This window comes from Poseidonocella pacifica (assembly GCF_900111875.1).
Lineage (GTDB): Bacteria > Pseudomonadota > Alphaproteobacteria > Rhodobacterales > Rhodobacteraceae > Poseidonocella > Poseidonocella pacifica.
In genome coordinates this window covers 394,915-414,146 of record NZ_FOJU01000002.1, presented here as the reverse complement: position 1 = coordinate 414,146, position 19,232 = coordinate 394,915, and the positions used below count along the sequence as shown (strand labels likewise).

17 protein-coding genes are annotated in these 19,232 nt (G+C 61.4%); 3 read left to right on the top strand and 14 right to left on the bottom strand.

The window, feature by feature from the left end:
* Positions 1–66 precede the first annotated feature (66 nt).
* Together yghU and BM234_RS07100 are read right to left on the bottom strand one after the other, a co-directional pair.
* On the bottom strand, positions 67–927 hold the full coding sequence (yghU, locus tag BM234_RS07105; RefSeq protein WP_092062401.1) for a glutathione-dependent disulfide-bond oxidoreductase: 861 nt from the start codon (positions 925–927) through the stop codon (positions 67–69).
* Positions 928–1,007: 80 nt separating this feature from the next.
* Positions 1,008–1,625, bottom strand: coding sequence for a response regulator (locus BM234_RS07100; protein ID WP_092062398.1), 618 nt, complete (start codon positions 1,623–1,625; stop codon positions 1,008–1,010).
* A gap of 233 nt (positions 1,626–1,858) precedes the next feature.
* Here BM234_RS07100 and BM234_RS07095 point away from each other — a divergent pair, with 233 nt between their 5' ends.
* Positions 1,859–2,329, top strand: a complete 471-nt coding sequence (locus BM234_RS07095; RefSeq protein WP_092063264.1) for a putative pterin-binding protein — start codon at positions 1,859–1,861, stop codon at positions 2,327–2,329.
* Positions 2,326–4,917, top strand: coding sequence for a response regulator (locus BM234_RS07090; RefSeq protein WP_092062395.1), 2,592 nt, complete (start codon positions 2,326–2,328; stop codon positions 4,915–4,917). The genes BM234_RS07095 and BM234_RS07090 overlap by 4 nt, the downstream gene beginning before the upstream one ends.
* Here BM234_RS07090 and BM234_RS07085 read toward each other — a convergent pair.
* The 4 genes from BM234_RS07085 to uvrB all read right to left on the bottom strand — a co-directional run bounded on the left by BM234_RS07085 (position 4,847) and on the right by uvrB (position 9,526).
* Positions 4,847–5,230: a hypothetical protein gene (locus tag BM234_RS07085; protein ID WP_092062392.1), complete on the bottom strand. Its 384-nt coding sequence runs from the start codon at positions 5,228–5,230 to the stop codon at positions 4,847–4,849. The two genes, BM234_RS07090 and BM234_RS07085, sit on opposite strands and share 71 nt — an antisense overlap.
* Positions 5,231–5,387: 157 nt before the next feature.
* Positions 5,388–5,642: a hypothetical protein gene (locus tag BM234_RS07080; RefSeq protein ID WP_092062389.1), complete on the bottom strand. Its 255-nt coding sequence runs from the start codon at positions 5,640–5,642 to the stop codon at positions 5,388–5,390.
* Positions 5,643–6,567: 925 nt separating this feature from the next.
* Positions 6,568–7,326 (bottom strand): Abi-alpha family protein, encoded by a 759-nt coding sequence (locus BM234_RS17245; protein WP_139226775.1) that lies wholly within the window; start codon positions 7,324–7,326, stop codon positions 6,568–6,570.
* Between the two features lie 4 nt (positions 7,327–7,330).
* Complete coding sequence (gene uvrB, locus BM234_RS07075; RefSeq protein WP_092062386.1) at positions 7,331–9,526, bottom strand: excinuclease ABC subunit UvrB; 2,196 nt, start codon at positions 9,524–9,526, stop codon at positions 7,331–7,333.
* 141 nt (positions 9,527–9,667) lie between these two features.
* Here uvrB and BM234_RS07070 point away from each other — a divergent pair, with 141 nt between their 5' ends.
* Entirely contained in the window at positions 9,668–9,979 is a 312-nt protein-coding gene (locus BM234_RS07070; protein ID WP_092062383.1) for an ETC complex I subunit, read from the top strand.
* Positions 9,980–10,268: 289 nt separating this feature from the next.
* Here the strand turns inward: BM234_RS07070 and eutC are convergent, their stop codons facing one another.
* The 8 genes from eutC to BM234_RS07030 are packed head-to-tail and all read right to left on the bottom strand — an operon-like array spanning position 10,269 to position 19,221.
* A complete protein-coding gene (gene eutC, locus BM234_RS07065) occupies positions 10,269–11,009 on the bottom strand; it encodes an ethanolamine ammonia-lyase subunit EutC (protein WP_092062380.1) in 741 nt (246 codons plus the stop codon).
* Positions 11,006–12,379: an ethanolamine ammonia-lyase subunit EutB gene (gene eutB, locus BM234_RS07060; RefSeq protein ID WP_092062377.1), complete on the bottom strand. Its 1,374-nt coding sequence runs from the start codon at positions 12,377–12,379 to the stop codon at positions 11,006–11,008. Before eutB ends, eutC begins: the two co-directional genes overlap by 4 nt.
* Positions 12,379–13,320, bottom strand: coding sequence for a choline kinase family protein (locus tag BM234_RS07055; RefSeq protein ID WP_092062374.1), 942 nt, complete (start codon positions 13,318–13,320; stop codon positions 12,379–12,381). The genes eutB and BM234_RS07055 overlap by 1 nt, the downstream gene beginning before the upstream one ends.
* On the bottom strand, positions 13,317–14,237 hold the full coding sequence (locus BM234_RS07050) for a phosphotransferase family protein (RefSeq protein ID WP_092062371.1): 921 nt from the start codon (positions 14,235–14,237) through the stop codon (positions 13,317–13,319). Before BM234_RS07050 ends, BM234_RS07055 begins: the two co-directional genes overlap by 4 nt.
* Positions 14,234–15,517 carry a Zn-dependent hydrolase gene (locus tag BM234_RS07045; protein ID WP_092062368.1) on the bottom strand — a complete coding sequence of 428 codons (1,284 nt, stop codon included), beginning with the start codon at positions 15,515–15,517 and terminating at the stop codon, positions 14,234–14,236. The genes BM234_RS07050 and BM234_RS07045 overlap by 4 nt, the downstream gene beginning before the upstream one ends.
* Positions 15,514–17,328 (bottom strand): ABC transporter ATP-binding protein, encoded by a 1,815-nt coding sequence (locus tag BM234_RS07040; RefSeq protein WP_092062365.1) that lies wholly within the window; start codon positions 17,326–17,328, stop codon positions 15,514–15,516. Before BM234_RS07040 ends, BM234_RS07045 begins: the two co-directional genes overlap by 4 nt.
* A 1-nt stretch (position 17,329) precedes the next feature.
* A complete protein-coding gene (locus tag BM234_RS07035) occupies positions 17,330–18,241 on the bottom strand; it encodes an ABC transporter permease (protein WP_092062362.1) in 912 nt (303 codons plus the stop codon).
* Positions 18,241–19,221 (bottom strand): ABC transporter permease, encoded by a 981-nt coding sequence (locus tag BM234_RS07030; protein WP_092062359.1) that lies wholly within the window; start codon positions 19,219–19,221, stop codon positions 18,241–18,243. The genes BM234_RS07035 and BM234_RS07030 overlap by 1 nt, the downstream gene beginning before the upstream one ends.
* Positions 19,222–19,232: the final 11 nt, after the last annotated feature.

Sequence of the window (19,232 nt, the reverse complement as noted above, 5' to 3'; positions counted from 1 at the left end):
TTCCGAAAATCCTGAAGCCCGCCTTCTAAAGGTGTGGCACCCGGTGTCAACAGGGATTCTGTTGGATCACTCCGCCGCGTCGAGCTTGTCTTGCGTGCGCGTCTTGAAATCCTCGGGGGAATGACGCTCGTGAAGCTGGGTTTCAGGCTCGCCAAATGTGCGGTTGACCATGCGCCCGCGTTGCACGGCGGGGCGTTCGTCGATCGCGCGCGCCCAGCGGTTCACATGGGTGTAGCTCTTGGCATCGAGGAACTCCTCCGCGTCGTAGAGACGGCCCAACACAAGCTGTCCGTACCATGGCCAGTTGGCGATATCGGCGATGGAATAGCTGTCGGACAACCATTCACTATCGGCCAGACGCTTGTCGAGCACGTCGAGCTGGCGCTTGACCTCCATGGTGAAGCGATTGATCGGGTATTCCATCTTTTCAGGGGCATAGGCGTAGAAATGCCCGAAGCCGCCGCCAAGATAGGGGGCCGATCCCATCTGCCAGAAGAGCCAGTTGAACGCCTCGGTGCGGGCCTTGGGATCTTGGGGAAGGAACGCGCCGAACTTCTCCGCGAGGTAGAGCAGGATCGAACCCGACTCAAAAAGCCGCGTTCCGGTGCCGTGATCCATCAGGGCGGGAATCTTGGAATTCGGGTTGATGTCCACGAAGCCGGAGCCGAACTGATCGCCCTCGCCGATGCGGATGAGCCACGCGTCATATTCCGCGTCGTGACCGGCCTCCAGCAATTCTTCGAGCATGACCGTGACTTTTACGCCATTCGGGGTCGCCAGCGAATAAAGCTGTAGCGGATGCTTGCCGACGGGCAACTCCTTGTCGTGGGTCGGTCCGGAGATGGGGCGGTTGGTCTTGGCGAATTCGCCGCCATTCTCCGCGTCCCAAGTCCAGATGCGTGGCGGGGTCCAGCCAGTATCACTCATGTTGCGCTCCTTTTCCTGTCGCTTTCGGAGATACACTTGGAACGGCGAATGTCCACCGGCACGCGCGCAACCGTGAACGATCAGGCGAAGCCGGCGTCCCGCGCGATCATGGCCGCATCGGTCCGATTCTTGGCCGACAGCTTGCGGCAGAGCGTCTTGACGTGCAGCTTGATGGTCACTTCCTGCAGGTCGAGGTCGCGGGCGATTTCCTTGTTGGACTGTGCCTTCATGAGGCCGCGAAGCACCTGTTTCTCCCGCGGGGAAAGCACTTCGGCGAAGGGGGTCTCCCCGGGGCCCTCGGCGGCGGACATGAAGCTGAGCGGGGCGAACACCTCTCCTGCTGCCATGAATTTCACAGCATTGGCCAATGATCGGGCAGGCAGGGTCTTGGGCAGGAAACCCGCCGCGCCGCGCGCCAGCGCCTCTTCGGCCACATCGCGGGTGGCGGTACCGGAGATCAGCCCCACGGGACGCCCCCCGGAGGCCTTGAGCGCGGCGTCGAGCCCCTCGAGACCTTTCATGCCGGGCATGGTGTAGTCGAGCAGCACAAGATCGAACGGGCCCTCGGCCTCCATCGTCTTCAGCGCTTCTTTAAGATCGCGCGCGGCTTCTGTCTGGCAACCGCCGTCGGCTTCCAGAAACAGGGCGATTGTCTCGCGTACCAGGTCATGGTCATCCGCTATCAGGATCTTGAGCATCGTCTCAGCTTCCCGTGGCTCCCCGTCCGGAACATCAGTCTCACAGGCCGCGGTGCCGGGTGCAAACGGAACTTTGGCCTAGTGTGCCAGAATGTCTCACTATTCTTGCGTATATAGGTGATGTGCTACCGATTTCTGGCAAGTTGCAACCCACAAGTTAGAATTCGGCCGATATGTCGGGGCCGTGGCCCGAACGCTTGCTTGTCGTACGCCGAGGAACCAAGATGAATTTGATGACCAGACTTCTCCGTTCGGGGCTCATCGCGGTGGCGCTCTGGATCGGTGCGTCGAGCGTGCAGGCCGACGAGGCCCTGCTGACGGTGCAGGTCGGAGAGACTGAACACCGCTTCACGTTGGCGCAGCTTGAGTTGCTGCCGGTGACGAGCTTTGAAACCTCCACGATCTGGACCGTTGGGTCGCACAGGTTCACCGGCGTGTCGCTCGCGGATCTCGCGGCGCATCTGGGGATCGTGACGGGTGAGCTTCTGGCGACGGCAATCAACGACTATCACATCACCATACCGCTGGAGGATGCCGTCACCCCCGGTCCGATCATCGCCTATGAGATCGACGGGGAGCCGATGCCCCGACGCGAAAAGGGGCCGCTCTGGATCGTCTATCCCTATGATATGATCCCGGCCTATCAGACCGAAACCATCTACAGCCGCTCCATCTGGCAGCTGGTACGTCTGGACGTGCAATGACCCCTCAGCCCGATACCAAACCCGGCAGCGACGCCGGGCGCATCTGGCTGCGGAACCTGCTGGTCGCCGTGCTGGTGGGCGGGGTGGCGCTTTCGCTTTATCTCGGGAATGCGCTGTGGCAGCGGGCGGTGTGGCTGGATACCTCGTCGCGCGACAACGTCGATTGGGCCTTTTCGCAGCTGGAAGTGGATTTCCTGAAGCTCGAACAGGCGTTGACGCAGGCGCGGGTCGGGGTGACGCAGGATCTGGAGGAATTGCGCAAGCGGTTCGACATTTTCTACAGCCGCGCCCGGATCATCGAAGGTTTGACCGATTCCGACTCCGAAGACATCCTGCAGCTTCGCCGGTCCCTCGACGAGATGATCCCGATCATCGATTCCAGCGATGCCCGCCTGATGGCGCAGTTCGACGATTTGACGGCGGCCATTGCGCGGGTGTCCGACATGCCCCGCGAAATCGCACTGTCGTCCATCGCCACATGGGCCGAGCGGGTGGAGGCGGAACGTCACGGGGTGGCCCGGTTGGTCAAGGTTCTGGCGGCGGTGATCCTGTTGGTGACCCTCGCGCTGATCGGAGCGGTTCTGTGGCTCTGGGTCCAGACAAAGGCGCTGCACCGCGCGTCGGGCGAGGCGGAGCAGAGCCTGCTGCGCCAGCGGACCACGCTGCGGGCCTCGCTCGATGCGATTGTCGTGACGGATGAGAACGACCGCATCCTCGATTTCAACGGCTCTGCCGAAGACATCTTTGGTATCGGGCGGGAAGATGCGTACGGTCGGAGCTTCGCCGAGCTGTTCGTGCCCGAAGCGCAGCGGATCGGCCGGTCCCGCGGGTTGCAGCGTCTGCGGCGGGCGGGGGACGGCACGGATGCCGAAGGAGGCCGCCGCGAGGGCGAGCTGATTCGACAGGACGGGACGCGGTTCCCGGCCGAGTTGTCGATGTCCTTCACCCGCACATCGCTTGGCCCGGTGATCGTGTCCTATATCCGAGACATTACCGAGAAGAAGGAACGCGAGGGCGAGATCATGATGGCGCGCGATGCCGCCCTTGCCGCCTATCGCGATAAATCACGTTTTTTCGCCGTGATGAGCCACGAGATGCGGACCCCGCTCAACGGGGTGCTCTCAGCGCTGCAACTGCTTGAGGGCACCACGCTGGATGCCGAACAGCGCGGATTTCTGACGGCGGCGACCACTTCGGGAGAGATCCTGCTCGACCATATCACTGATGTGCTCACGCTGGAGCGTGACGAGGTGGGCGCGCCGATGGTCCGGCCCAAGGCGGTGGATCTCAAGGCTTTGACGACGGGGCTTCAGAACGTGCTGGACCCACTTGCGCGCACCTCGGGGACGCGTCTGACTGTGGAGACCGACGGGATCGATGCCTGCACCGTGGTGACCGATCCGCGCGCCGTGCAACAGATCGTCGTCAACCTCGTGAGCAACGCCATCAAGTTCACCCCCGGTGGACAGGTCAAGCTGCGCGCTGTCTGTCACAAGGCCGAAGGGGAAAAGCCGCTGCTGATGCTGGAGGTCGAGGACAACGGCCCTGGCATTCCCGAAGCCGACCGGACGCGTATCTTTCGGGACTTTGTCACGCTGGAGGCGCGGCTCGACCGGAGGGAGAGCAGCACGGGGCTTGGTCTTGGGATCGTGCGGCGGCTGGTCGAGCAGCTTGGCGGCGAGGTGTGCTGTGAGGCGGCGGAAATGGGGGGCGCGCGCTTTGTCGTGGCTCTTCCGGTGGAGCCTGCGAACGCGCCGGCGTCCCTGCCTGAGGCGCGCAACTCTCCTAGCCCGCGGATTCCTTCGAAGTCCGTTCTGGTGGTCGATGACAACGCCATCAACAGGGAGTTGCTGGAGGCGATGCTGCATCGTCAGGGCCACGAGGTGGTCTTGGCCGAAGGCGGGGCGGAGGCCGTTACAGCGGCCCGCAGCACGCCCTTCGACGTGATCTTGATGGATATCTCCATGCCGGGCATCAACGGCATACAGGCGACCCGCGCGATCCGGTCGGAAGACGGGCCGAACAAGCGCACGCCGGTGGTTGCCGTAACCGCCCATGCGATGCCGGAGGAACGTGCCGAATTTCTGGCCGCAGGGCTTGATCATTTCCTTGGCAAGCCGCTCAGCCTCGCCGATCTGGCCAAGTGCCTTGCGGAGGTCTTTGCGGGCCAAAGCGCGGCCCCGGCGACCAAGGCCGCGGAGGGGGTGCTGGATGAGCGGCAACTCTCCGATCTCATCGATCTGGTGGGGGAGGAGACCTTTGTAGATCGCCTGAAACTGGTGATTGCGGAGGTCGAAGAGGCGCTGCCGGAGTTCACGGATACTTCCGATCTCGATCATCTGGCGAGCCGGGCCCATGCGGTAGGCGGTATGACGGGGATGTACGGCGCCCTGAAGTTTCATCAGGCGCTCAAGGAGATCGAAACCTGCTGCAAGGCGGGCGGGGAGGGGATCGATCCGTTGCTGCCGCAGATGTTCATCCTGTGGGAGAAGACCCGCATCGAGTGGGAAGGCCGGATCAGGGATCTCGGCGCAGATCCAGACCGTCAATCACCCTCAGAAGAGCCACCGTTGAAAACGGACGCCTGAGCACGGGAAACCCCTCGGCCTCCTCTGCCAGTTCGGCCGCGTCCCCGAGCAGGATGATGCGCGCGCCTTGCAGCAGCAAGGCTTGCTTCAAGTCTGAGCGGTCGAATTCAGCGGGCGACATTTCGACAAAGGCGAGGTCGGCGCGCAGGCCCGCCTCGATCCTCTGCAGCGCCTCTTCCGCGCCCCGTGTCCGCTCTACCTGCGCGCCGGGGAACCGGTCGCAGAGCGTGTCGGCGATATCCTCGGCGACGAGCAATTGCCGCAGCACGATGAGGAAGTTTCCTGAGGTGAGCGCGACATCGTGTCGACTCATGGGGCCGCTCCTACTGTTTTGGTCAGAATGGAGTCTGTAATCCCCAAATGCACGGGAATTTCACGGGAAAACCTCCCGTTTCGTGCAAGTTTGCCGGAAAAAATCCCCGGAGGCCGTGGCGCTCGGCAAGAACGTGCCTCCGGGTGGGCGTCTGGGATCAGCCGCCGATCTTTTCCACGAGATCGATGGAGGTGAGGCCGTCTTCGCCCGCTGTCTCATAGGTGAGTTGCAGGGTGTCGCCGGTGGTGATGCCCTCGGGCAGAAGCGCCACGGAACCCAGTTCCCAGACGGTCTTGTCGGCCATGACGAGCACCTTGGAGCGGGCATCGAAGGAGACGACCTTGCCGGTGGTCTGATCGGCGGTGGCGGTGGTGGCGGCAAGCGCAACGAGAGCGGCGAGAAGGGCGCGCATGGGCGGGTTCCAAATGTCGAGGGGACGCCTTGGGGACCACTCCTTGCGGCCTCCGGGGCGGAGCCTCACGCGCCGGATTTTTCGCATATGCGCCCGAACATCGAGTCGTTCAAGTGGGTATTTGAGTGCGCCGTGAAATTTTTCGAGAGGGCGAATTTTCGGAAGGTAAACGCGGCGCACCGGGACCGGGCGGGCCGGGGGCGAATCGCGGCGCTACGCCTTGATTAACAAGGGATTGGCGGCGTTTCGGGGCGTATGACTCGCGTATGACATTTGTATGACTCCTGTGCACACGCCGCGTATGCCACGGGGCGGGTTAACTGGGCGGGCGGAGGGCCGGGAGGGCGCGGGAGCAGAGAGCGCCGCGCCGGTGGTCAGGGGGCGCTGGGGCGGCCCGGGTCATCGCAAGAGTTCGCCCGCGTGGTGGCGAAGTGGCCTTTAGGCGGATTGAGGGTGGAACGCACGGAGCGCTGGGGACGATTGGGTCGGAGCGACGAGGGCCGCGCCCTCACTTGGGGTGAGAGCCGGACCGCGCAGCGGTGAGGTGGCCTGTGGACGGATCGAGGGTGGAACGCGTGGAAGGGCGGGGGCGGTTGGACATGGGAGAAAAGGGCCGCGCCCTCGCTTGGGGTGGGAGCCGGTCCGCGCAGCGGTGAGGTGGCCTGTGGACGGATCGAGGTTCGAGCGCGCGAAGCGCAGGGGGCAGTTGGACATGGGAGAAAAGGGGCGCGCCCTCACCTGGGGTGGGCGCTTCGAGCGGCCTGTGGTCAGCGGTTTATCTCGAAAGCCCCGGACGAGGGCTTAGCGGTGCGCGGCATCGCCATGCGCCCTCCCGCGGGGAGGGGAGGGCGCGGCCCGGGCTGGTCGCCCGGGCAATAAGAGAACTCTCCAAGCCAACAATGTTGCGAGGCAGATCGATTGTAACCTACGGGCTTTCCAGTGCCGAAATCAATTTCCGACCAAAATCAGCCACGTCAAAGGTATCACGATCCGTGTTGTCTGGAGGTACTCTAAATACGACCTCTATCTCAGGATGACGCTGCCTGCTGACTACTTCTGGATTCGCAACTGGCCCATGTGGGTATTCCAGAATGCCCAACCGTACCAAGTAGTCAGCATGTGAAACATCGAAACCCTCTCTAACGAATTCGCTTCGCCGAAATGGGCGCCATGATTCTTCATCGAAACGTTTTTCTATCTCTTTTTCGCCCAAGGTGTGATCTTGCCCACCATATCTATTTTGGTAAATGTATTTTACCATGCGCGCGCATTCCGGGGTGAACTCGCGGACCGCTGAAATGAACCGAATATCTACATCCTCACCGCCAGGTATCATCGACTCGGAAAGAAGTTTTGCGTAGAAATCATGGATTTCATCAGTGTCCTCAATCGAGGCTTGTTCGAATATCCGATTTGCCAATTTGGGTGATACAGAGAGGGTCTCGTGTATTGCTTTGCTGGAAAGAATCTCTTCAGTTCGAATTTGCAGTCTATGCAGTCGTCGGACCTTATATTCTTTGAGGGGATCAGTTAAAAATGTGCTTGATGCAACCTCGACGGGTTCGCCTACAACTCGATGAAGGAATTGACCAAAGCTAGCAGCTAGTTCAAACGCTTTGCCGGTTGTTTTAGCAATTTCTTTTGACGCTTCTGAAATGGCTCGAATGGTTTCTTTGTCGGTCATTACCTTACCTCCCCCGCCTCTTGTTCCCGCCCCTTTGCCCGGCCCGCCCGGCCGTTGAGCGGCCGCGACCCTTGGTGGCCTCTTCGCTCGCCTTCTCCACTGCCTGTTGTCGCGCCAGCGGGTCGTCGGAGATGGCCAGATCGACTGCTTCGAGCCGTTTGACCTCGTCGCGCAGGCGGGCGGCCTCTTCGAATTCGAGATTCTCGGCGGCCTTGCGCATATCGGTGCGCAGCCCGTCGAGCACGGCCTCCAGATTGGCCCCGTGCAGCGGCTTGTCGATCTTGGCGGTGACGCGGGACATATCCACGTCGCCCTTGTAGAGGCCCTGCAGGATATCCTCGACGTTCTTCTGGATGGTGGCGGGCGTGATGCCGTGCGCTTCGTTATAGGCGATCTGCTTTTCGCGGCGGCGGTCGGTTTCCGCCATGGCGCGTTCCATGGAGCCGGTGATGCGGTCGGCATACATGATGACGCGCCCTTCGGAGTTGCGCGCGGCGCGGCCGATCGTCTGGACGAGAGAGGTCTCGGAGCGCAGGAAGCCTTCCTTGTCCGCGTCAAGGATCGCCACCAGCCCGCATTCGGGGATATCGAGCCCCTCGCGCAGCAGGTTGATGCCCACCAGCACGTCAAAGGCGCCGAGGCGCAGATCGCGCAGGATCTCAATCCGCTCGATCGTGTCGATGTCGGAATGCATGTAGCGGATCTTGATGCCCTGTTCGTGCAGGTATTCGGTCAGATCCTCGGCCATGCGCTTGGTGAGCGTGGTCACGAGCGTGCGGAAGCCTTGCGCGGTGACTTTGCGGATCTCATCAAGCAGGTCGTCGACTTGGGTCTCTACGGGGCGGATTTCGATAAGGGGGTCGAGCAGGCCGGTAGGGCGGATGACCTGTTCGGTAAAGACGCCGCCGGTCTGTTCAAGCTCCCACGCGGCGGGGGTGGCGGAGACAAAGACGCTCTGCGGGCGCATCGCGTCCCATTCCTCGAACTTGAGGGGGCGGTTGTCCATGCAGGACGGCAGGCGGAAGCCGTGCTCGGCGAGGGTGAACTTGCGGCGGTAGTCGCCCTTGTACATCGCGCCGATCTGGGGGACGGAGACGTGGCTTTCATCGGCGAAGACGATGGCGTTATCGGGGATGAATTCGAACAGGGTGGGGGGCGGCTCGCCGGGGGCGCGGCCGGTCAGATAGCGCGAGTAGTTTTCGATTCCGTTGCAGACGCCGGTGGCCTCCAGCATCTCGATGTCGAAATTGGTGCGCTGTTCAAGCCGTTGGGCCTCCAGCAGTTTCCCCTCGTTCACGAGCTGGTCGAGACGCTGGCGAAGCTCCTTCTTGATCGACACGACGGCCTGTTTCATCGTCGGTTTCGGGGTCACGTAGTGCGAGTTGGCATAGACGCGGATGCGGTCGAAATCGCCGGTCTTCTGGCCGGTGAGCGGATCGAATTCGGTGATCGCCTCCAACTCCTCTCCGAAGAACGACAGGCGCCACGCGCGGTCCTCTAGGTGGGCGGGCCAGATCTCCAGCACGTCGCCGCGCACCCGGAAGGAGCCGCGCTGAAACCCTGCGTCGTTGCGGCGGTACTGCTGGGCCACGAGGTCGGCGATGATCTGGCGCTGGTCGTATTCCTTGCCGGCGTGCAGGTCCTGCGTCATGGCGCCGTAAGTCTCGACCGAACCGATGCCGTAGATGCAGGAGACCGAGGCCACGATGATCACGTCGTCACGCTCCAGCAGGGCGCGGGTGGCAGAGTGGCGCATCCGGTCGATCTGTTCGTTGATCTGGCTTTCCTTCTCGATGAAGGTGTCGGAACGCGCCACGTAGGCTTCGGGCTGATAGTAGTCGTAGTAGGAAACGAAGTATTCCACCGCGTTCTCGGGGAAGAAGTTCTTGAACTCACCATAAAGCTGGGCCGCGAGGGTCTTGTTAGGGGCGAGGATGATCGCGGGGCGCTGGGTCTGCTCGATGATCTTGGCCATGGTGAAGGTCTTGCCCGTGCCCGTCGCGCCGAGAAGGACCTGATCCCGCTCCCCGTCGCGCACGCCGGCCACAAGCTCTGTGATGGCGGTTGGCTGGTCGCCGGCTGGCTCGAAATCGGTGGCCATGACGAACGCTTTGCCGCCTTCGAGCTTGTCCCGCTCTTTCACGTCCGGCGCCGGGGCGTGCATCAACGGCATGGATTTGTCGGAGTGGCTATAGGGCATGGGCGGAGTTCCTTGTTTGTCCCTAGATTGGGGCGTTCCGGGCGGGCTTCAACCGTAAACTTCCCGCAGCGGTGGAACCCCCTTGCCGCGCGGGCGGTTTTTGCCGATAACAGCCGAGGTCCATTTGAGCAGGAGCCAGCCATGCACGCGCGCATCTATCAGCCTTCCCGCAACGCCATGCAATCGGGCATGGCCCGCACGCGGCAATGGATCCTGGAGTTCGCGCCGCAGGAGCCGCGCGATATCGACCCGCTGATGGGCTGGACCTCCTCCAGCGACATGGATTCTCAGGTGCGCATCCGTTTCGACACCAAGGAAGAAGCGCTGACCTATGCCAAGGAAAACGGCATCGAGGTTCAGGTCATGGAACCCAAGCGGCGCAAACCTAACGTGCGGCCCATGGGCTATGGCGAAAACTTCGCCACCAACCGCCGAGGCGCCTGGACCCACTAGGGCAGTAGATCGGGATCACGTTCCGACCGAAAGGGCCGTGAGGTTCAGCCGAGCGATTTCTTCGGGAGATGAGGCTCTGAACCCATTGGTTTGGGCGACAGGCTGAGTAAGGCCCTTAAGATTCGGGCGACGTAGGAGGCGATCTTCTCTGGCTGACTGACGAACCGAGGGCACGACTTGGGTGTCTAATACCAAATCGTTGGATCAATGAATCTGTGGCTTGGTCAGCGATTGAGCCAAGCCTTGAGCCGGCATCGAGAGATCCCTCTTGGTATGACCCGTCAGAGGATCAGGTCTCTTTGATATCTTGCGTGGGCGAGGGAAGCGACGGATCGACCGGGCTTTCGTCTTTGAGGGCCACTCCGGTCTGGCCAGCTCTCTGGGCCGCCACGATGAGCCAAGAGAGACGCGACGCCGCTTTTTCCGCTGTCAATCCGCCCTTGTCGTGAATGTTGGAGACACAGTTGCGCGCGCTGTCTCTGGTGCCCGGACGGGGAGCATATGTCAGGTAGGCGCCGAGACTGCTTGAAACGCTCAGGCCCGGTCTTTCGCCGATCAGGACAAGCACCATTTCAGCCCCGGCGGCCTCGCCGACCGCGTCGCCAAGCGCCACGCGGGCCTCAGAGGCCGCGAACACTGGGGCGTCGCGGGCATCTTCATTCTGCTCCCGCAGGGCGGCGATCACCAGTGGGGCTTGTCTGACAAGAGCGGGCGGCGACAAACCGTCCGCCAGCACGATTGCCAATTTTGGCCTGCTTGAAGGAATCGATGCATCGCGTGAAAGTGTCCGGCCGAGGTCCGGGCGGCGCAGGTACTCCTCACGGGAGTGAGCCCGAGACCTGACGTGGTGCAAGGGGCCGACGGTCGCTTCGAGTTGCGTCCAATCCACCTTTTCAAATATCGCGTCCCGTGCGCTGGCATGGTCTTCCTGAAAGTTCAGAAGGTTACGAAGTGGCAAGGGGGTCGCCTTCGCATCAAGCCTGACGCGGGCGGGCGTGAGTTCCGACAGTTTGGAGAGGGTCCGGGTCATGCCACCAAACCCATGTTTTCCAGAATGCCGCCGGGACCTTCCAGTAGGCCACCCCCTGCATGGGCGGCCTCGAGCCATGCCTCGAATTCAGGAGCGGCGCGCGATCCGGTTATCTCCCTCAGATAGGCGAGATCCTCAAATCCAAGGCTTTGATACCCCAGCATCGCGTCGTCCGCGCCGGGGACCGTGATAAGGAAGTTTACCCCCGCGCTGGCCAGCAAGGTGGCGAGCACATCCATGTCATCCTGATCCGCCTGAACGTGGTTGGTATAGCACACGTCTACGCCCATCGGCAGGCCAAGCAGTTTGCCGCAGAAGTGGTCTTCCAGCCCGGCACGGATGATTTGACGCCCGTCATAGAGATACTCCGGACCGATGAACCCGACGACCGTATTGACGAGCAAAGGGTCATAGGCGCGGGCAACGGCATAGGCCCGCGCTTCCAGCGTTTGTTGATCCACACCGTGATGCGCGTCGGCAGACAGCGCCGCTCCCTGACCGGTTTCGAAATACATCAGGTTGTTGCCAATGGTGCCGCGCTGCGCGGACAAACCAGCCTCCCACGCCTCTTGCAGAATATCGAGAGTAACGCCGAAGCCCTCATTGGCCCCTTGGGTACCAGCGACAGATTGGAAGATCAGATCCACCGGTGCTGCGCGCTTCAGCAACTCCATCGCGTTTGTGACATGTGTGAGGACGCAGGTTTGCCCCGGCATCTGTAGCCGAGCGCGAATATCGTCCAGAGTACAGAGCAAGTCGTAGCAGTTGCCCAGATTATCGGTCGCCGGATTGATCCCGATCACCGCGTCTCCCGCACCAAACAGAAGCCCATCAAGGATCGCGACAGCGATCCCGCGAGGATCATCCGCCGGGTGATTGGGCTGGAGCCGCGTGGAGAGGGTACCGCGCCCCCCCAAAGTGTTGCGGAAGGCGGTCACCACCTCGCATTTGCGCGCAACGCGGATCAGGTCCTGATTCCTCATGAGCTTGCTGACTGCGGCGACCATTTCGGGGATGAAGCCAGCGGCAGCCTGCTGCAGGCTCATGGTGTCGGCCATATCCCCGAGCAACCAGTCGCGGAGATCGCCCACGCACATCGACGAGAAGGGCGTGAAGGCGGCTTCGTCGTGGCTGTCGATTATGAGCCGTGTAACGGCATCGATTTCATAGGGTACTACGGACTCTGACAGGAATGTTCGCAGTGGAAGATCGGCCAGCGCGCGCCGAGCCGCGACACGCTCTCGCGCAGAGGATGCGGCAACCCCGGCCAGTTGATCACCAGATTTCTCCGGCGTAGCTGCCGCCAGAAGCCGCGCGAGCGAGTTGAAGGTAAAACGCTCGCCGCGTACCGTACCAGAGTATGTGGCCATCACAGCCTCCGGAGATGAGTCGCCCAATCGGGGTCTTCCATGATCGACCGGGCTCGCATCTTTTTCCACATGCCATATTTGTGGAAGTCGAATTCCAGCCGTGAGACCTTCATCTGTACCATTGACCACAATGCCCATTTCACATCCGCCAGAGCCTTGTGAACGATCACGCGGGAGACGATCTCGGGGCGAACCTCACCGAAGTAGGCCTCGATCAGTTCAAGCTCCTTCTCAGGGGAAAAGAACATCTCACCGAACCAGATACCCAGATCATAGCAACGATCATTCATGGAGCAATATTCGTAGTCGATCAGCATGATCGATCCATCCTCCCCGATCATGAAGTTGCCGGGCATCGGGTCGTTGAAACTGGGCACAAGGTCGTAGCCAGACGCCTCGATTGCCTCCCGCGCCATGCTGGTGTTCAGCATCAGCCAGACGTTCTCGCGATAGTGCCGTCCGCCAAGAGTTGCGACCTGGCCTGCATGCTCGTCGATCATGTCGAAGATCGTCTTGGTCAAACCCAATGACGGGAGGGAGTGCATGGTCCGATAGGCGGCAATCGCGGCCCGGCATTTGTCGATATCAATGAAGTCCGAATGAGTGGTGGCTCGACGGTCGGGAAGGAAGTCGTTGATCTCTACACCCCTATCGGCAAGATCGTCGTGTACCCGAGGGCCGAGGCCGGCGGCGGCGGCCTTGCGCGAGGCGTCCATTGCGGCTGCGCGGTCGATGAACATTTCTGTGCCGTTGCCCGGTACCTTTACGAACCAATCTCCGCCATCAACGTGCCGGACACGCCAGTTCTCGTTCGAAATCCCCCCCGATACAGGGCCATAGGTGATGCCCACGCCGCCACCGAACAGCGGCGCGTCTTTGATGACCAGTTCGATGGTCTGCTCCATTGCGTGTACCGCAGAGCCAAGGGGTTTCATCATCATGCCGCCACCTCCGTTATGCGTAATTTCTCTTCGAAGGCCGGATGACGGAGCATCATTCGCAAGCGCAACAACCGCCACTCGCCGTATTTCAGCCATTCCACAGTATTCCGCTCAGAAATGTGGGCCATCAGACGCGCCCAAAGTGCGTGCAGCAGATCATCCACGTGCGACCACAACCGTGCGCGGGCGAAGTTCACGGGGTCGAAGGTGCCGTAGTAAGCGGTAAACGCAGTGGCCATGTCGGTTTCCAGATCGGTGACTTCCGCCATCAGGACGCCCAAGTCGTAGAGCGGGTCGTTCATGCCGCATCGATCGAAATCTACCAGCCACACGGCATTGTCCGGTCCCAGCAGGATGTTGGAGGCGCTACCGTCGTTGCGGCAGGGGACAAGGACCGAGGCGTTGGCCAGCCCTTCGGCCTGAGCAATCAGGCGACGCAGATACAGGATGTCGTCCGGCAACGGGATGCGTCTTGCGCCGTGTTCTTCGATCACCCGGTCGATCAGTGCGAATGGGTCGAAACGGGTAGGCAGGGCAGGACCGGCATGCTGCGTCTTGAGCGCAGCGACGATGGCGGCCATCGTATCCGCATCCTGTAGATGGTGCTGCCGCGCGGTAACCCAGTTTTCTGGCGCTGCCTGCATGGCTATGGCACCGGTCGCGGCATCACCCCACACCACTTTTGGTCCCGCCAAGGATGTGGCGGCGCCGCGCAAGGCCAGATCCAGATCGAACCAGGGCATCATTTCCGGATGCATGCGTTTGACGAAGGTTTCGCCCACGAAAGCCGATTGGCTTTCCAAAGCCCGATAGCTGGGCGAGGCCAGTGCTTCTGGGCCGGGGCGCGCATCCCGCGGGTCCAGTCCGGCGGCGCTCAATGTTTCTGCCAACATGGCATCGGTGACGAGGTCGGTCATATGCTCTCTCCCAGTCTGTCGAGGTCGCCGCGGGCGGCGTCGATCCGGCGCAGCATTTCCACCAAGACGTCGCCTCCGGCGGCGATATCTTCGGGGGCGGTGTATTCGTCGTTCCGGTGAATTACCCCGCCCACGGAAGGAACCGCGAAAACGAGGGACGGCATGATTGCGTTCACCGCCACCGCATCGTGGCCGGCGGTCGTGTCGAGTTGCATGGTCGGCAGATCGAAATCGCGCGCGACCTGTTCGGTCAGCTCGACGAGGCGGGAGTCGAACTTGCCAGCGGGCCGGCGGTCAACCGATACGATTTCCACCTCGACGGCGGAGGCCTTTGCAATCGCGGGTAGTGCGCTGCGCAATTCAGCTTCGGCCCGTTCCAGTATCTCCGGTTCGGGCGCGCGAAGTTCGCTAAAGAGGACCGCGTTGCCGGGCACGATATTTGGAGAATTGGGCGATACATCGAGCCGACCTACGGAGGTGTAGAGCGTATCGTCTGCCTTGTCGGCAAGCGCACGCACCTCGGTGATGATGCGGGCCGCGCCCAGCAACGCATCGCGGCGAGCCTCCATGGGGGTGGGGCCGGTATGGTTTTGCTCACCCCTGACTTCGATACGTAGCTTCAGCGCGCCCCAGTGACGTACGAAGGGCGCGATCCGAGCCGCGGCTTTCTCCATCTTGACATCGCCTTCGATATGAATTTCGAGGTAGATGTCCGACTGCGGCGCGGCGTCGGATCCCATATAGCCGGTCCGGCGCAACTCACTCTCTACTGTCTTGCCGTCGCTGTCTTCGCGGCTGAGAGCGAAGTCGCGGGTCACGCCTCCAGCATAGACCGATGACCCCAGCAAGGAGGGCTGAAACCGCGCACCTTCTTCGTTCATCCAGTCAACGATAACGAAGTTGCATGAGGGCTGAAGGTGCCGCGTCTTTGCTTCGTTGCGTAGCGTCTCAATCGCGGCGAGTGCAGCGACCACACCATAGGCTCCGTCGAAGCGCCCTCCCTTCGGCTGGCTGTCAAGGTGAGAGCCCACCATGACCAAAGGAGCATCCGGGCCTGCGAGGTCGATCCGACCGAAGAGATTGCCAATATCGTCCACCAGGACGCTGTAGCCGCGGGCATCCAATTCTCCACGGAACCAGTTCCGAACATCCCTGTGCGCGTCGGTGAGTACCTGCCGGTCGATGCCTCCATCGCCTGTGTCCCCGTATCGCGCCTGTGTTTCCATAAGCGAATACAGGAGGCCCGCATCGATGCGGCACATATCGAGCGTATCGGTCATTGCGCGACTCCCCCGTCAATAAGGTGGCAGGCGGCGAGGGCCTGCGCGTTGCGCGTCTGCAGCCGTGGCGTTTCCGACAGGCAGCGGTCGAACGCGTGAGGGCATCGTCCCGCAAAGGCACATCCCGGCGGCAGGTCGATGGGTGAGGGCGGCTCGCCTTCGAGCAGACACTCCTCGGGAAGATAGCGCCGCTTCTCCAGTGTGGGGGCTGCCGAAAGCAAGGCACGGGTGTAAGGGTGACCGGGGTCGAAGAAGAGCCGCTCGTTGGGGGCCACCTCGACGGTCTCCCCAAGGTACATTACGGCAATACGGGAACACACCTGACGCACCATCGTGAGATCGTGGCTGATGAAGATGTAGGTGAATCCATGCTGAGCCTGCAGTCGTTCGAACAAGTTCAGCATTTTGCCCTGTTCGGTCTGATCCAGCGCCGAAAGGGTTTCATCCATGATGAGTAAGCGCGGCTCAAGCACCATGGCCCGAGCCACATTTAGACGCTGTCGCTGCCCCGCCGAGAGTCCCGTGGGCAAGCTGTCATAGGATGCGACGTTCAGGCCGACCTCTGACATTGCCGCGCGGGCCCGGTCGCGGCGCTCCGCACGATTACCCAACCCGTGGATCTTCAACGGCTCCTCGATGATCGCACCAATCGGGCTTTGCGGTGGAAGCGAGCCGTAGGGGTCTTGCAAGACCAGTTGAAATCTTCGGCGCAGCGCTCGCAGTCGCTTCGGGCTGGCCTGACCGATGTTCTCGTCCTCGAAGAATATCGTGCCGGCGTCGGGACGCTCAAGTCCGGTGAGAAGACGCATCAGCGAGGACTTTCCGCAGCCGGATTCGCCGACTATCCCGAAATTGTCACCGGGGAAGACGTCGAATTCCACATTGCGGACCGCCTGAACCTGCGCCTTGCCCGACGCGCCGCGGGTCTCATAATGCTTGGCGACGCCGCGCACGGACATGATCGCCTGTTGGTCCCGGCTTGGCGGGGGCGCGCTCTCCCGCGTGCCTGTCCAGAGAGTTGGCAGTTCTTCGATGAGGGTGCGGGTATAGGCGTGCTCGGGACTGGCGATCAGTCCACTCGGCACCTGTCGTTCAACCACCCGGCCACCGTGCAGCACCATAACCTCGTCAGCCGCGTCACATGCCACTGGCAGTGAGGAACAGATGAACAGAATAGCGGTCGAGAAATCTTTATTGAGGTCGCGCATGAGTTTCAGGATCTGGGCGGCGACGGTTACGTCCAGAGGCTGGGTGATGTTGTCCGCGATCAACAGGGCCGGATCCGACATCAGGGCGTCGACGATCATCGCGCGCTGCATCATGCCACCCGAATACTGGAAGGGGTACTCGTGGAACCGCCGCTCTGCCGCTGGGATCTTGACGGCTTCGAGCAGCCGAATGGCTTTCCTGCGGGCCTCTTGCGTGCTTATCTCTGGCCGTACGGCCCGTAATTTCTCGACCAGCTGCGCCCCCACCGTCATGGTCGGGTCCAGTGCGCCAGCCGGGTTCCCCCCCACATAGGCGATCTCGCGCCCGCCGAGATGCCGGGCGAAAGCTGGGTCCTCCACCAAGTTTCGCCCTTCAAAGAGGATCTCGCCACCGGTTATCTCCAGCGGCTCCGACAACCAACTCGCCAGCGCCCGCGCCAAAACAGTCTTTCCCGAACCGCTCTCACCGATCACTGAAAGGATCTGCCTTGGAGCGAGGTCGAAGGACACGCCGCGGAGAACGTCACAGCCCTCGGTTGTCAGTGTCACGGTCAGGTCGCGTACGGAAAGCAGAGTCTTGGTCTGCAGCATATCGAGAGACATTTCAGGCTCCTGCGTAAATCTTGTTGCGGGCACGTTCTAACGAAGCCCCCATCAGGTTGACCGAGGTTAAGGTCAGGACGAGGAAGACACCGGGCATGGTGGCAATCCACCAAGCGTTCATCAAATACTTGCGTCCGTCCGCGATGATGTTGCCAAAGGTCGGTGTGGGCGGCTGCACGCCAAGCCCGAGAAAGCCAAGGACGGATTCGAAGATCATCATTCGCGCGATGTCGAGCACCGCGACAAACATGATGGGTGGCAGGACCAAAGGCAGCAGCAGGGTGAACATGATCCGCCAATCGGTAGCGCCGAGCACCATGGCGCCCCTGACGAATTCCTTCTTGCGTTCGGCCATGACGGTGGATCGCATCACACGGGCATAGACCGGCCAACCGGCCAATCCCAAGACGAGTATGATCGACGGAATGGTGGGGCGTGATACGCCCAGGATTGTGATCGCGAGGATGATCATGGGGACGGAAAGCTGCGCGTCGGTCAAACGCATCAGGATCGTGTCTATGCGTTTCCCGAAGTAACCGGCAAACAAGCCGACCATCGCGCCGACCGCCACCATCAGGATCGTCGTCGAGATCCCGATGAGAAGCGAATAGCGGAGACCCACCAGAGTTCGTGCGAGCATGTCGCGACCCAGTTGATCGGTCCCCAGTGGATGTGCCCAGCTCCAACCTTCGCCCATCATCACGGGCGGCGAGAGTTTGCCGCGTATGTTCATCTTCGTCGGGTCGATATCGGAAATCCACGGGTAGAGCCCCGCGGCGGCTACGAGAAGCGCAAAGACGATCAGTCCGATACGGAATTCGATAGAGGAAAACGCCTCGGACCATATGCGTGCAGAGATTTTCTTCGCGCGGGCCTGGCTCGGGGCAGGGGGGGAGATGTCTATGGCGCTCATCAGTATTCGAGCCTCGGATCGATGGTCGTCGCAGCAAGGTCGACGACGATGTTTATCAGGACGAAAGCGGCGGCGGTGACGATGGCGATGCCTTGGATGAGCGGGAAATCCCGCTGCATCACGGCGTTGATCGTGAGCAGGCCGAGGCCCGGGTAATCAAAGATGAACTCGATCACCAGAACGCCGCCGAGCAACATCGAAAACTGAACGCCCAACAGATTTAGGAGAGGCACCGCTGAATTCTTCATTACATGGCGAAACACGATCTGATTTCTGGTCAGTCCTCGGACCGCAGCAATGTCGATGAAGCTCTGGCTCATGACGCCTGCGACCGAAACGGTCAGGGTGCGAATGATGAATGGGGCGATCTCGATTGCCAGAACGAAGGCCGGCAGGATCGTATAGGCGAACCCGTTGTATCCGATGGCAGGAACTAGTTGCAGCTTTACCGAAAGGAGCAGTGCAAGAACGATGCCAAGCCAAAAGTTCGGCAGGCTGACGAAGACAGAAGATATGTATAGGGCAAACCGGTCCGGCCACGCACCCGGCCTCAGCCCGCCCCAGACGCCGATTGGCAGCGCAATGACAAGCGCGAAGATCATCGCGAGAAGGGCTAATTGCAGGGTCATGGGCGCGGAATTCGCGATCAATGACCAGACCTTGGCCCTTTCCCCGCGGGTGCTATCGTCGAAACTGGCCCCACCCACGGCGGCTCCGTTCGCAGGCCGCACAAAGCTTTGACCGAGATCACCCTGCAAGATGCCCGCAACATAGCGGCCGAACTGTACGTAGATCGGATCTCGCAAACCCATGTCGGCAGCGATCTCCTCGATCAGCGCCTCTGGGGCCATTCCGCCAGCCATAAGTCGTACAGGATCGCCGGGCACAACCCTCAGCAAAGTGAAGATCAGCGCCGATACGAGGAAGACGATCAGCGCTCCCTGCGCAAGTCGTCTGGCAAGATATCTGACGAGTGACATGGGCACCTCCG